The sequence below is a fragment of the Frankia sp. AgB1.9 genome (assembly GCF_016786355.1).
In the GTDB taxonomy this organism is placed as follows: Bacteria; Actinomycetota; Actinomycetes; order Frankiales; family Frankiaceae; genus Pseudofrankia.
Map to the genome: position 1 here is coordinate 1 of NZ_JADWYX010000081.1, position 12,997 is coordinate 12,997.

The window sequence follows — 12,997 nt, forward strand, 5'->3', positions numbered from 1 at the left end:
GGGGCGCGTAGCGGCCCGGAGTCGGCTGTGCGCCGGCATGTCGAGCGCGGCAAGCTGCTCCCCCGCGACCGGGTCGAGGGGGGGGGGGCCCCGGGGGGGCCCGGGGGGGGGGGGGGGGCCCGCGCCCCCCCCCCCCCCCCCCCCCCGCCTTCGTCGTGCGGGCCCCGCCCTAGTCCTCCGGGACCGGCGGGTGAATGAAGTTCTCGAAGACCAGGCAGGTCGCGAAGAACACGGTCATCAGGCCGCCGATGAAGCACAGCCAGATGCCGAAGATGAACCCCGAGACCAGGACCGTGGCGCTCGCCGCGATGAAGAACGGGTAGTAGCTGCCCGGGGTGAAGTGCCCGAGCTCGCCCGCGCCGTCCGCGACCTCGGCGTTCGAGAGGTCCGACGGGCGCATCCCGATCCGCTTACCGGTGAACAGCAGGTAGAAGCCCACCAGGAAGCCCATGCCGGCGGTCAGGGCCAACGCGGCCGTGCCCGTCGGGTCCTTCGAGTAGATCCAGTAGATGACGTCGACGATCACGGCGAAGACGCCGATGATGCTGAAGACGTACCCCTCGACTCTCATGTCGCGGCCCCCTTGGCGCTGACGAGCTCTCCAGCGGCGCGCTGCCGTTCGAGGGCCTCCGCCGCGATCGCCGGGTAGTGCAGGTCGAACGCCGGGCGCTCGGAGCGGATACGCGGCAGCGAGAGGAAGTTGTGCCGCGGCGGCGGGCAGGACGTCGCCCACTCGAGCGAGTTGCCGAAGCCCCACGGGTCGTCGACCTGGACGATCTTGCCGTGCTTGTACGAGTGCCACAGGTTCCACATGAACGGCAGCGTGGACAGCGCCAGGAAGAAGGCGCCGGCCGTCGAGACCGTGTTCAGGGTGGTGAACCCGTCGCTCGGGCTGTAGTCGGCGTACCGGCGCGGCATGCCCTTGATGCCCAGCCAGTGCTGCACCAGGAACGTCAGGTGGAACCCGAAGAACAGCGTCCAGAAGTGGATCTTGCCGATCCGCTCGTCCATCAGCCGCCCGGTGACCTTCGGGAACCAGAAGTAGACGCCGGCATAGGCGGCGAACACGACCGACCCGAACACCACGTAGTGGAAGTGGGCGACGACGAAGTAGCTGTCGGAGACGTGGAAGTCGATCGGGGGGCTGGCCAGCAGGACGCCGGTCAGGCCGCCGAACAGGAACGTCACCAGGAAGCCGAGGCTGAACAGCATCGGCGTCTCGAAGGTGAGCGAGCCCCGCCACAGCGTGCCGATCCAGTTGAAGAACTTCACGCCCGTCGGCACCGCGATCAGGAACGACAGGAACGCGAAGAACGGCAGCAGGACCGCGCCGGTGACGAACATGTGGTGCGCCCACACCGAGATCGACAGGGCGCCGATGCCGATGGTGGCGAACACCAGGCCCTTGTAACCGAACAGCGGTTTACGGGAGAAGACCGGCAGCACCTCGGTGATGATCCCGAAGAACGGCAGGGCGATGATGTAGACCTCTGGATGCCCGAAGAACCAGAACAGGTGCTGCCAGAGGATCGCGCCGCCGTTGGCCGGGTCGAAGATGTGCGCGCCGAACCGGCGGTCGGCCTCCAGCGCGAACAGCGCGGCCGCCAGCGGCGGGAAGGCCACCAGCACGAGGATCGACGTCACCAGGAAGTTCCAGCAGAAGATCGGCAGCCGGAACATCGTCATACCCGGGGCCCGCAGGCACAGGATCGTGGTGATCATGTTGACGCCACCGAGGATGGTGCCCATTCCCGAGGTGGCCAGGCCCAGCACCCACAGGTCGCCGCCGACGCCCGGCGAGTAGGTGGCGTTCGACAGCGGCGCGTACGCGAACCAGCCGAAGGCCGCCGCGCCGTCCGGCGTCAGGAAGCCCGCGACGACCGTCAGGCTGCCGAACAGGAACAGCCAGTACGACAGCGCGTTCAGCCGCGGGAACGCGACGTCCGGCGAGCCGATCTGCAGCGGGATCAGGTAGTTCGCGAAGGCGAAGGCCAGCGGCGTCGCGAACATCAGCAGCATCAGCGTGCCGTGGATCGTGAACAGCTGGTCGTACTGCTCGTTCGAGAAGAACTGCAGGCCCGGCCGGGCGAGCTCGGCCCGCATCATGAGGGCGAGGATGCCGGCGAACGCGAAGAACGCGAACGACGTCAGGAAGTACATGACGGCGATGTCCTTGTGGGACGTCGTCCGCAGGTAGCCCAGGAGCGTGTTCATCGCCTTGGGCGGCTCGTGGTGCGCCGGGGGCTCCGCGTGCCCGACCGGCGGCTCGTGGACAAGTGTCACTGTCCGCTCCCGGTGGTGGTGCCGGCGGTGAGCGCGGGCGCACCGGCGGCCGTGGCGGTGGCCGTCTCACGCTCGCTGATGAACTTGTCGTACTCGGCGGCCGGGACGACCTTCACGTAGAAGTCCATCTGGTCGTGTCCCTGGCCGCACAGCTCGGCGCACCGGCCGATGAAGGTGCCGGTCTTGTCCGGCGTTACCTCGAACTGGTTGATGCGGCCCGGGATGACGTCCCGCTTGAACAGGAACTCGGGCACCCAGAACGAGTGGATGACGTCCGGCGACGTGAGCACGAACCGCACGGTCCGGCCCTCGGGGATCTCCAGCACCGCGGGGACGCCGGGCTGGCCGGTCACCTCGACGAGGTTGCCGCCGTTCTTGCCGGTGTCCATGTAGCGGAACTGCCAGTTCCACCGGAAGCCCACCACGTTGACGGTGACGTCCGGGTTCTTCGACAGATGGTCGATCTTGGTCTCGTCCCGCGCGGTGTAGTAGAACAGCCCGACGGCGACCACGAACGGCACGATCGTGTACAGGACCTCGATAGGGAGGTTGTACCGAACCTGCCGCGGCAGCGCCTCGGACCGCTTGCGGAACGCGATGATCGCGTAGAAGATCAGACCCCAGACGATCACACCGACGGTGAGCGCCGCGATCGCCGAACCCTGCCACAGGTTCAGAATGCGGTGGCTCTGCACGGTGGCACCGCCGGGAAAGCCGAATCTCGGCTCCTGACAGGCAGACGCGGCCAATGCCAGCGCACTCAGCCCGACACCCAGCCGGATGCCGCGCCGCGTACGACCGCGCGCGCCACCCGCCGGCCGGGTCCGACCGAAGGAACTCCTCACCAGGTCCTGCCTCCCACGACTACGCCCAACCCGGGACACACGACTGGGTCACCTGGGCGAACGCACGGTCTTCGACACGCTGTAGTTGCTGCGACGGGAGCGTATCCCAGCGGACGTCACGGTTCTCGCCAGAGGCCCTCCCGCGCCAGGGTTCACACCCTTCGATCCCGCAGGCGAAAGCGCAGCGTTACCGACTATGACGATCTGTCGCGAAATCGGGGCGTCCAGCGTGCCGTGAGCGTTCCGGGCGGGTCCGCCGAGACGGGCGCGGCGTGTCGTCGTGCCGGCGTAGCGTCGTCGGCGTGTCGGCCTATCTCGACCACGCGTCGACGACCTCGCTGCACCCGGCCGCGCGGGCCGCACTGCTCGCCGCGCTCGACGACGGCTGGGCCGACCCGGCCCGGCTCTACCGGGAGGGCCGCCGCGCCCGGATGCTGCTGGACGCGGCCCGGGAGACCGTCGCCGCGGTGCTCGGCGCCAGGGCCGACGAGGTCTCCTTCTGCGCCAGCGGAACTGTAGCCGCCCACCAGGCCGTACTGGGCACGGCCGCGGGACGTCGCCGGGCTGGTGATCTGGTGCTGGTCAGCGCCGTCGAGCACTCCAGCGTGCTGCACGCGGCCGACCGCCATGAGCGGTCCGGCGGCCGGGTCCGCCAGCTCCCGGTCGACGCCCTGGGCCGGGTGGACCCGGCCGGCTGCGCTCCCCCACCGGGCACCGCCCTGGTCTCGGTGCAGCACGCCAACCACGAGGTCGGCACGGTACAGCCGGTGGCGGCGGTGGCCGAGATCACACACGCGGCCGGGGTGCCGCTGCACACGGACGCCGCGATGACCGTCGGGCGCATCCCGGTCCACGCCGGCGCGCTCGGGGCCGACCTGCTGACCGCGAGCGCGCACAAGTTCGGCGGCCCGGCCGGCGTCGGGATCCTCGTGGTGCGGGCGGGCACCCGCTGGGCGAACCCGATGCCCGCCGACGAGCGCGAGCTCGGCCGGGCGGCCGGCTTCCCCAACCTGCCGGCGATCGTCGCGGCGGCGACCGCGCTGCACGCCCGAGCCGGCGAGCTGGCCGCCGAGCGGGTCCGGCTGGGCGCGCTGACCGCCGAGCTGCGCGCCCGGCTCCCCGCCGTGGTCGACGACGTCGAGCTGCTCGGCGACCCGGACCCGGCCGGCCGGCTGCCGCACCTGGTCGCCTTCTCCTGCCTGTATGTGGCGGGCGAGGCCCTGCTCGGCGAGCTCGACCGGGCCGGGATCGCGGTGAGCAGCGGTTCGAGCTGCACGTCGGACGCGCTGACGCCCAGCCACGTGCTGGTGGCGATGGGCGCGCTGACGCACGGCAACATCCGGGTCTCGTTCGGCCGGGACTCGTCGGCCGACGACCTGGCCGCGCTGCTCGACGTGCTGCCCGGCGCCGTCGCCGGCATCCGCGAGCGGGCCGGAGCAGTTGGCCTGTGAGTGACGAGGCGCCTGTGAGTGACGAAGCCCGTGAAGACGAAGCCCGTGAAAGTGCACCGCGAGATCAGGGCGCCGTGGGCGGGCCGGATCTGGTGGTGAGTTCCGAAACCGGCGCGGGAGCGCAGCGAGCTCGGGACGCCGGGAGCGGGCCGGATCTGGTCGTGGACGCGCTGGGACGACACTGCCCGCTGCCGATCATCGACCTGGCCAAACGGTTCGGCGAGGTGCCGGTCGGCGGGACGGTCGAGCTGCTGGCCGACGACCCGGCCGCGCCCGCCGACGTGGCCGCCTGGTGCCGCCTGCGCAAACAGGAGTTGCTCGGCGCCCGCGACCTGCCCACCGGCACCGGCCAGGCGTTCCAGATCCGCCGGAAGTCCTGACCGCACGCGGACCGGTCCAGGGCTGTCTCGTCCAGTTCCGGACGAGACAGCGCCATTTGAAGCGGGACTCAGCCAGAGGTGGCACCACTGGACCGGGGCCGGCCCCCGCCATCGCCGTCGGCCTCCGTCCGGGGCCAGGGAGGGCGCTCAGCGCCCGAACCAGGCGGAGCGGCCCAGGGTACCTGCCGGATCGGCGAAGCCGATCTGGGAGGTCTGGGGCGCTCAGCGCCCGTTCCGGCCGATCGCCTCAGATGCCGGGGAGGTAGTCCTTGATTTCGGCGGCGGCGTCGGCGCCGTAGGCCTCGGTGAAGCGCTTGAGCAGCTCGGCCTGGTCGGCCTCGTACTCCTGCGGGCCGACCGTCTCCAGCACCAGCGTCGCCAGCAGGCAGCCGAGCTGGGCCGACCGCTCCAGCGTGAGGTCCCACGACCGGCCGGCGAAGAACCCGGCGCGGAACGCGTCGCCGACGCCCGTCGGGTCCGGGGTGTCCCGGGCCGGGACGACCGGGACGCGGATCGACGTGCCGTCCTTGGCCGACTCGATCCGGACGCCCTCGGCGCCGAGCGTGGTGATCCGGATGCCGACGTGGGCGAGCACCTCGGCGTCCGACCAGCCGGTCTTCTGCTCCAGCAGCGCCTTCTCGTACTCGTTGCACAGCAGGTAGGCGGCGCCGTCGACCAGCTGGCGGGCTGCCTCGCCGTCGAGCCGGGCGAGCTGCTGGGACGGGTCGGCGGCGAACGCGTAGTCGCGCTGGCGGCACTCGTCGGTGTGCCGGGCCATCGCCTCGGGGTCGTTCGGGCTGATGATCACGAGGTCCAGGCCGCCGAACCGGTCCGCGACCGGGGAGAGCTCGATGTGGCGGGCCTCGGACATGGCGCCCGGGTAGAACGAGGCGATCTGGCACAGGTCGTCGTCGGTGGTGCAGACGAACCGGGCGGTATGCGCCAGGTCGCTGACCCGCACCGAGGCGGTGTCGACGCCGTGCCGGTCGAGCCAGGAGCGGTAGTCGGCGAAGTCCTCGCCGACGGCCCCGACCAGGACCGGGTGCAGCCCGAGCCGGCCGAGCCCGTAGCTGATGTTGGCCGCGACGCCGCCGCGCCGGATGACCAGCTCGTCAACGAGGAAGGACAGCGAGACCCGCTCGAGCTGTTCGGCGATCAACTGATCGGCGAACCGCCCGGGGAAGCGCATGAGGTGATCGGTCGCGATGGACCCGGTGACGGCAATACGCACGATGCCCAAGCCTAACCGCCACGCTGATCATCAGCACCAGCGCCCCACCAATCGACCGATCGCCGAACCGATCGGCTGGCGCCCCACCAACGCGACGAGGGCCCGGCGCCACGGGAATGATTCCCGTCACACCGAGCCCTCGACCCAAACTACGAACGCCCTACCAACGTCACCGGCAGCCTGGTCCCGACCCGCTACCAACCGGCCGACGGATCAGGCCAACCCGTCAGGTCGTGCGAAGCACGACACCGGGGGTCCGGGGGTCGTCCCCCGGGCAGACATGACAGCTTCCGCCGCCCGGGAAGGTGCCCGAAGGGCACCGAACAGGACTGGCCTAGTGGAAGCTGTCGCCGCAGGCGCAGGAACCCTGCGCGTTGGGGTTGTCGATCGTGAAGCCCTGCTTCTCGATCGTGTCGACGAAGTCGATGGTGGCGCCACCCAGGTACGGGGAGCTCATCCGGTCGACGGTGACCTTGACGCCGGAGAAGTCCAGCACGGTGTCGCCGTCGAGCTGTCGCTCGTCGAAGAACAGCTGGTAGCGCATACCGGAGCAGCCGCCGGGCTGAACGGCGATGCGCAGGGCCAGGTCGTCGCGGCCCTCCTGCTCCAGCAGAGACTTCACCTTGCTCGCGGCCAGGTCGGTGAGGACGACCTGGCTAGGCCGGGTCTCGGTTTCCGTCGTCGTGTCCTGGACGGTCATAGGGGCTGCTCCTGCCCTTCGGAAGATGCCATTGGGTGCGCCGCACGGGCTCCGCGCGACCCGAGCCGCGTCGGCGCCCTCCACGCGGCCCGGACGGCCCACGCACGGCGTCGATGCCGAGCGGGTCCCGCCGGGAGGTGACGCACGTCTGGCGGCGGGTGCCACCAGCAGCGGCAACAACGCCGGCCCGGTTCCGCTTCCCATCGTAGCCGGTTGCCCTCCTGCCCACCGGGTCACGGCCGCATGCGGGCGCCGTACCCAGGCCCTGGGACCGCACCCACCGACGCGGACGGACGAAGGCGCAGTCGCGACGTCCTGGCGGCGAGTCACCACCCCATCGGCCCGCATTGGGCCACTACGGCCTAAAAAGCGACAGAGCGTCCCGGATCTGCCACTATCCCGAGGCTCCCGTCACGAACCTGCAATTTTCAAGGGACGCGACGCGGCAACCAGTCTCGCCCACGTTCGATCCAGATGGGGATTCCGCTATGCGCAGGCACCTGAGTTCCGCCGTGCCCGCTTCACTCGTGATGACCATGCTCGCGGCCTGCGGGTTCCTGCTCACGAGCTGCCACTCGCCCTACCTGCCACCAGGCGTCGGCGGCGGGCATCACACGCCGTCGCCGACGGCGACGCCTACCCAGACCGCGGCACCCACCGGCACACCCACGCCGACCGCGACGCCTACGGCGGTCCGCAAGCCGACCCACCTGGAGATCCTTTTCGAGCCCAGCCTGGACCCGAAGCCGCCCGCGTGGTTCGTCGTCGCCACCGCGACGGACCACACCGGGCAGCTGCCCGGTGAGCCCCACCCGACCGGCACCGTCACGGTCACGGTCAACGGCGTGCTGTACGGAACGGTGGATGTAGGCCCGATCAACTCGGATGACTACGGCGTCGAGGTCAGAGTGCTGCCGGGCCGGACCACCTTTGTCGTGGACTACAACGGCGATGTGAACTACCTGCCCTCGCATCAGGTCTTCGGCCCCCTCACGATGGGCACCTGACCGGCCGACCGAACAAGCGGATCGCCGTGGGCCGGCGGCGGCGCATCACGTCCTGACGCGCCGTCGCCGGCTTTTTCGCGCCTTCATCCCGCGGTGAGGCCCGCTCAGCGCAGACATCTGTGCGCGCCCACCGCCACCACCCACCGGCCCGAGACGTCCGCCATGTGTCGCCACCGTGACTGTGAGACGAACCACGCATGGACCGCGGAGCGGGAGTTAGTGTCTCGCCGACCATTCGTGAGTTAAAGTCTCAACGACCATATGTGAGCCGACGCCTGGTTCGCGCCGGTCGACCGAGGGGGCTTCCATGACAACCAACCCCACGCTGGAGCGGATCGGCGTGACGCCTTCACCGCTGGCGCTGTTGCTGCTCGGGCAGGGCACCGACGCGGACAGCGAGCGTGGCGTCGACTGCCCCGGCGCGCTTCCGGCCGCCGCCGACCCCGAGCTCGCCGGGCGGGCCGCGGCGGCGAAGGCCGCTCTGGGTGACAAGGTCTTCATCCTCGGTCACCACTACCAGCGCGACGACGTGATCGCGTTCGCGGATGTGACCGGCGACTCGTTCAAGCTCGCCCAGCAGGCCGCCGCCCGCCCCGAGGCCGAGCACATCGTGTTCTGCGGCGTGCACTTCATGGCCGAGAGCGCCGACATCCTCACCACGGCGCGCCAGCACGTGGTGCTGCCGGACCTGGCCGCCGGCTGCTCGATGGCCGACATGGCCAGCGCCGAGCAGGTCGAGCAGGCCTGGGACGACCTGCTGGAGGCCGGGGTCGCCGAGGGCACGGTCCCGGTGACCTACATGAACTCCTCGGCCGCGATCAAGGCGTTCACCGGCCGCCACGACGGCACGGTCTGCACGTCGTCCAACGCCCAGCAGGCCCTGAACTGGGCGTTCGGGCCGCAGCGTCGCGGCGAGCGGGTGCTGTTCCTGCCCGACCAGCACCTGGGCCGCAACACCGCGATCGGCGAGCTGGGCCTGACCGAGGCCGACTGCGTCGTCTACGACCCGCGTCGCAAGAACGGTGGCCTCACGGTCGAGCAGCTGCGCGACGCGAAGATGATCCTCTGGAAGGGGCACTGCTCGGTGCACGGCCGGTTCAGCCGGGAGTGCGTCGACGAGGTGCGGGCCCGCGTACCCGGGGTAACTGTCCTGGTGCACCCCGAATGCAAGCGGGAGGTGGTCACCGCCGCCGACCTGGTCGGGTCGACGGAGTACATCATCAAGGTGGTGGACGCGGCCCCGGCCGGCTCGGCGTTCGCGATCGGCACCGAGCTCAACCTCGTGCAGCGGCTCGCGAACCGTCATCCGGACAAGAACATCGTCTTCCTGGACCGGACGGTGTGCTTCTGCTCCACTATGAACCGCATCGACATGCCACACCTCGTGTGGGCGCTGGAGTCCCTCGTCCGCGGCGAGCCGGTCAACCGGATCACGGTCGCGCCGGACGTGGCTCACTACGCCCGAAAGGCCCTCGACCAGATGTTGGCGCTCCCCTAATGCCCTCGATCAACCTCAAGAAGCGGTCACGCGACGTCGAGCCGGAACCGATCGACTCCGGCGCCGACGTCGACGAGCCCGTCGGCGCCGACGGTCGCACGACAGCCAAGAAGGGCCGACCGACGCCGAAGCGCTCGCAGGCCCGGGCCACCCGCTCGACCGGCACCTTCGGGGCGCCGGCGACGACCAAGGAGGCCCGCGCCCGCGACCGCTCCGCGCGCCGCAACCTCGTCCAGGAGCAGCGCGCGGCGATGCGCGCCGGCGACGTGTCGAAGATGCCACCCGGTGAGCGGGTGCCCGAGCGGGTGCTCGCCCGCGACATCGTCGACAGCCGCTACAACGTCGGCCCGGTGTTCCTCGTCGTGATCGTCGTCTTCTACCTCGGGAGCTTCTTCCCGAGCGCGGCGGCGCACAAGGTCGTCCTCTACGTGATGTTGCTCGGCCTGTTCGCGATGATCGCCGACAGCTTCTACCTGTCGCAGAAGGTCGCCCGGGCCGTTGCCGAGGCCTACCCGGACTCCCAGGTCAAGGTGAAGATGTACGCCGTGCGCCGGGCGATCGCCCCTCGACGGTTCCGCATGCCCAAGGCCCGGGTCACGCCCCGCTCCCGTTAGCGGCTCTGAAGTCCTACGTCATGGCCGCCGGACGGGCGGAAGCCGCTGCCATGGCGTAGGACTCAACCGCCCTCCGATTGCCCGGCTGGGGCGCGGCTAACGGGCCATAGGGTTGGTCTGTGGAATATCGACGCCTTGGGCAGAGCGGCCTGACTGTCAGCCAGATCTCGTACGGGAACTGGATCACCCATGGTGACCAGATCGAGGCCGAGCAGGCGACCGCCTGCGTACGGGCCGCGTTCGACGCGGGAATCACCACCTTCGACACCGCCGACGTCTACGCCGGCGGGCGGGCGGAGAGCGTACTCGGCGAGGCGCTCGCCGGTGTCCGGCGCGAGTCCCACGAGCTCGCGACCAAGGTCTTCTGGCCGACCGGCCCAGGTCAGAACGACAAGGGCCTGGGCCGCAAGCACATCATCGAGTCGATGAACGCGTCGCTGAAGCGGCTGCGGACCGACTACGTCGACCTCTACCAGGCACACCGCTACGACCCGACGGTGCCGCTGGAGGAGACGCTGCGGGCGTTCGACGACCTGATCCGGGCCGGGAAGACGCTCTACGTCGGCGTCTCCGAATGGTCCGCTGACCAGATCGCCGACGCGGTGCGGCTGGCCGGCGAGCTGGGCCTGGACCGGATCATCTCCAACCAGCCGCAGTACAACATGCTGGTTCGCACGATCGAGGCGGACGTCGTGCCGACGTCCGCGAAGTCGGGCATCTCGCAGATCGTCTGGTCGCCGATCCTGCAGGGGGTGCTGACCGGCAAGTACCTGCCGGGCCAGCCGCCGCCGCCAGGCAGCCGGGCCACCGGCGCGACCGGCGCGACGTTCATCGGGCGGTGGCTGCGCGACGACGTGCTGACCGGCGTCCAGAACCTGAAGCCGATCGCCGCCGAGGCGGGCCTCTCCCTGGCCCAGCTGGCGGTCGCCTGGGTGCTGCAGAACGACAACGTCGCGTCCGCGATCATCGGGGCGACGCGGCCCGAGCAGGTCCGCGAGAACGTCGAGGCGGCGGGCGTCTCCCTCTCCCCCGAGATCCTGGCCCGCATCGACGACGCCCTCGGCGCCGTCGTCGAGCGGTAGCGCACCGGTCTGGCGTCCACCCGGGGGCCCACGCGCGCCGTGGGGGTCACCGGGTGAACGCCGCCGCCAGGGCCTGCCAGGTGGCGTCGAGGTCGGACGTGTCCGAGTAGGCCCGGTCCAGCTCCAGGATCACCGCGCCGTGGGCCGCGGCGAACAGCGCCTGGGCGACGTGCGGCTCGCCGGTGGCCCGGTAGAACGGCTCGCCGGACCACTGGTCGAGCCCCGCGGTGAGCAGGCTCCGGTCGATCCGGCCCGACGTCGCCAGCCGGTAGAGGTTTCCGTCACCCAACGCGACCCGCCGGTACTCGGCCAGCAGCGCGCCGACGGCCGTGCTCGCCGCGGCCGCGTCGACGACGGCGTGGAGCGCGTCGCCGGTCTCGAACAGCGCCGCGTCGACGAGCGCGGCCTCCAGCGCGGGCTTCCCGGGCAGGTGCTTGTACAGCGACGCCGCCCGGATGCCCACCTGGTCGCCGACCCGGCGCATCGTAAGCGCCTCCGCGCCCTCGGCCGCGAGCAGCGCCCGGCCGGCGGCCAGGATCTCCCGGACCCGCGCGGACTGGGCGGGCGGCGCCGGCCGCGCCGCGAGCCGCGGCAGCGGCAGGGACGCCGGCTGCGGCCCGGTCACCCGATCTTCTCGAGGACGAAGGCCGGGTGACGCGGGGCGATTGCGGCGAGCTCCTCGTCCGTCGAGTCCGGGCCGACGCCGTCGAAGAAGACACCCACCTCCGCCTTCCAGCGCCGCAGGTAGGCCCGCAGCACCGGGACCTTCGCGTCGTCGGCCAGCTCGGTGGCCCGGTAGTGCGACCGCGAGCGGCCGAGCAGCAGGTCCAGCTCGCCGCCGGCGGCCCGCGCGTTGCGCACCCACTGGGAGTGGCCGCGTGGCGAGACCAGGTACTCGCGGCCGTCCAGCGTCAGCAGGTTGACCGGGGTGCGCCGGGGCTCGCCGCTGACCCGGCCGCGTACCTCCAGCACCCGACTGCCCAGGACGCTGATGCCGGCGCGGGTGGCGAGGGCCACCAGCTGGTTGAAGACCTTCCGGGTGAAGACGCCCGGCTTCCGGTAGTGCGGCGCCTCGGCCGGCTCCGGCGTGGGCGAGGTGGCGGCGGTGTCGCTCATGGTGGGCTCCCTCGGTGGTTGCTAACAGCGTTAGCCATACTGTGGGCTAACGCCGTTAGCTTCGTCAAGGGGTCTGGCTAACTTTGTTAGCCGAGGCCGCCGGAGCACCCCGCCTCCAGCGCGTCAGGTCGTCGGGCGAAGGCTCATCGGGCCGTAGATCCTCTTGCCCGCGTCGCACAGGGTCACCTGGGTGACGCCACCCTCCAGCAGCTCCGACCAGGCCTCACCGATCCAGGTCTCCGCGTCCCCCTGGCTGGGGAACGACTCCGAACCGGACGCCCCCGCCACCGTGACCACAGCGCCGTCGTCACCCTCGTACCGCCACGTCCAGCTCACCGCGCGCCTCCTCCGCTCCACCGGCGGCCACCCGCCGCCTGCTCCATCCAACCCACATTGACCATCGGCACGCGAGGAACGCCCCCGGCCGGCAGGTCGGCGGCCAACGACCCCGGCCGACGGTCAGGGGGAACTGTCGTGATCTGCCCGGTCACCGGCAGATCGGTGCTAGAAGGCCACCGAACCGACCGATTGGCTACCGTAGGTGCGTCGCCGGCCCCAACACCCCGGAGGAAGATCCACGTGGTCACACTGCTCGCCGAGTCGACGGCCTCGCACAGCGGCGGGTTCGCCCCCTGGGTCGTGGCGATCCTCACCTTCGGCTCGATCATCGTGCTCGGCGTCGTGCTCACCGCGATGACGCTGGCCGAGCGCAAGCGCCACCCGCACGGCTGAGCCCGGCCAGCCGCGCACCTGAACCCCGCTCGGACGGGTCGGGTCCTATGGGCCTCAC

At 70.9% G+C, this 12,997-nt stretch carries 15 protein-coding genes; 7 read left to right on the forward strand and 8 right to left on the reverse strand.

Annotated elements, in window-relative coordinates:
- Positions 1-169: 169 nt before the first annotated feature.
- From I6A60_RS27310 to coxB, 3 genes are read right to left on the reverse strand one after another with little or no spacing between them, the layout of a single operon-like run.
- The gene (locus I6A60_RS27310; RefSeq protein ID WP_013422964.1) at positions 170-571 is read right to left on the reverse strand and encodes a cytochrome c oxidase subunit 4; all 402 of its coding nucleotides are present in this window, start codon (positions 569-571) and stop codon (positions 170-172) included.
- Positions 568-2,283: a cytochrome c oxidase subunit I gene (gene ctaD, locus I6A60_RS27315; RefSeq protein WP_013422963.1), complete on the reverse strand. Its 1,716-nt coding sequence runs from the start codon at positions 2,281-2,283 to the stop codon at positions 568-570. The genes I6A60_RS27310 and ctaD overlap by 4 nt, the downstream gene beginning before the upstream one ends.
- The gene (coxB, locus tag I6A60_RS27320) at positions 2,280-3,167 is read right to left on the reverse strand and encodes a cytochrome c oxidase subunit II (RefSeq protein ID WP_374487268.1); all 888 of its coding nucleotides are present in this window, start codon (positions 3,165-3,167) and stop codon (positions 2,280-2,282) included. Before coxB ends, ctaD begins: the two co-directional genes overlap by 4 nt.
- Positions 3,168-3,430: 263 nt before the next feature.
- Here coxB and I6A60_RS27325 point away from each other — a divergent pair, with 263 nt between their 5' ends.
- Positions 3,431-4,579: a cysteine desulfurase family protein gene (locus I6A60_RS27325; protein WP_203025259.1), complete on the forward strand. Its 1,149-nt coding sequence runs from the start codon at positions 3,431-3,433 to the stop codon at positions 4,577-4,579.
- Positions 4,576-4,959 (forward strand): sulfurtransferase TusA family protein, encoded by a 384-nt coding sequence (locus tag I6A60_RS43715; RefSeq protein WP_307873893.1) that lies wholly within the window; start codon positions 4,576-4,578, stop codon positions 4,957-4,959. The genes I6A60_RS27325 and I6A60_RS43715 overlap by 4 nt, the downstream gene beginning before the upstream one ends.
- A gap of 247 nt (positions 4,960-5,206) precedes the next feature.
- On the opposite strand, the gene I6A60_RS27335 is transcribed toward I6A60_RS43715, so the two are convergent.
- Positions 5,207-6,190 (reverse strand): carbohydrate kinase family protein, encoded by a 984-nt coding sequence (locus tag I6A60_RS27335; protein ID WP_203025258.1) that lies wholly within the window; start codon positions 6,188-6,190, stop codon positions 5,207-5,209.
- Between the two features lie 334 nt (positions 6,191-6,524).
- A complete protein-coding gene (gene erpA / locus I6A60_RS27340; protein WP_203025257.1) occupies positions 6,525-6,890 on the reverse strand; it encodes an iron-sulfur cluster insertion protein ErpA in 366 nt (121 codons plus the stop codon).
- Positions 6,891-7,378: 488 nt separating this feature from the next.
- Between erpA and I6A60_RS27345 the strand changes: the two genes are divergently transcribed.
- The 4 genes from I6A60_RS27345 to I6A60_RS27360 all read left to right on the forward strand — a co-directional run bounded on the left by I6A60_RS27345 (position 7,379) and on the right by I6A60_RS27360 (position 11,091).
- Complete coding sequence (locus tag I6A60_RS27345) at positions 7,379-7,897, forward strand: hypothetical protein (RefSeq protein ID WP_203025256.1); 519 nt, start codon at positions 7,379-7,381, stop codon at positions 7,895-7,897.
- Between the two features lie 307 nt (positions 7,898-8,204).
- A complete protein-coding gene (nadA, locus tag I6A60_RS27350; RefSeq protein ID WP_203025255.1) occupies positions 8,205-9,395 on the forward strand; it encodes a quinolinate synthase NadA in 1,191 nt (396 codons plus the stop codon).
- Positions 9,395-10,009, forward strand: a complete 615-nt coding sequence (locus tag I6A60_RS27355; protein ID WP_203025254.1) for a DUF3043 domain-containing protein — start codon at positions 9,395-9,397, stop codon at positions 10,007-10,009. Before nadA ends, I6A60_RS27355 begins: the two co-directional genes overlap by 1 nt.
- 119 nt (positions 10,010-10,128) lie before the next feature.
- On the forward strand, positions 10,129-11,091 hold the full coding sequence (locus I6A60_RS27360) for an aldo/keto reductase family protein (RefSeq protein ID WP_203025253.1): 963 nt from the start codon (positions 10,129-10,131) through the stop codon (positions 11,089-11,091).
- Positions 11,092-11,137: 46 nt separating this feature from the next.
- On the opposite strand, the gene I6A60_RS27365 is transcribed toward I6A60_RS27360, so the two are convergent.
- The 3 genes from I6A60_RS27365 to I6A60_RS27375 all read right to left on the reverse strand — a co-directional run bounded on the left by I6A60_RS27365 (position 11,138) and on the right by I6A60_RS27375 (position 12,543).
- The gene (locus tag I6A60_RS27365; RefSeq protein ID WP_203025252.1) at positions 11,138-11,716 is read right to left on the reverse strand and encodes a TetR family transcriptional regulator; all 579 of its coding nucleotides are present in this window, start codon (positions 11,714-11,716) and stop codon (positions 11,138-11,140) included.
- Entirely contained in the window at positions 11,713-12,207 is a 495-nt protein-coding gene (locus I6A60_RS27370; RefSeq protein ID WP_203025251.1) for a nitroreductase/quinone reductase family protein, read from the reverse strand. Before I6A60_RS27370 ends, I6A60_RS27365 begins: the two co-directional genes overlap by 4 nt.
- 123 nt (positions 12,208-12,330) lie before the next feature.
- The gene (locus tag I6A60_RS27375) at positions 12,331-12,543 is read right to left on the reverse strand and encodes a hypothetical protein (RefSeq protein WP_203025250.1); all 213 of its coding nucleotides are present in this window, start codon (positions 12,541-12,543) and stop codon (positions 12,331-12,333) included.
- Between the two features lie 243 nt (positions 12,544-12,786).
- On the opposite strand from I6A60_RS27375, the gene I6A60_RS27380 reads away from it, so the two are divergent.
- Positions 12,787-12,939 (forward strand): hypothetical protein, encoded by a 153-nt coding sequence (locus I6A60_RS27380; RefSeq protein WP_203025249.1) that lies wholly within the window; start codon positions 12,787-12,789, stop codon positions 12,937-12,939.
- Positions 12,940-12,997: the final 58 nt, after the last annotated feature.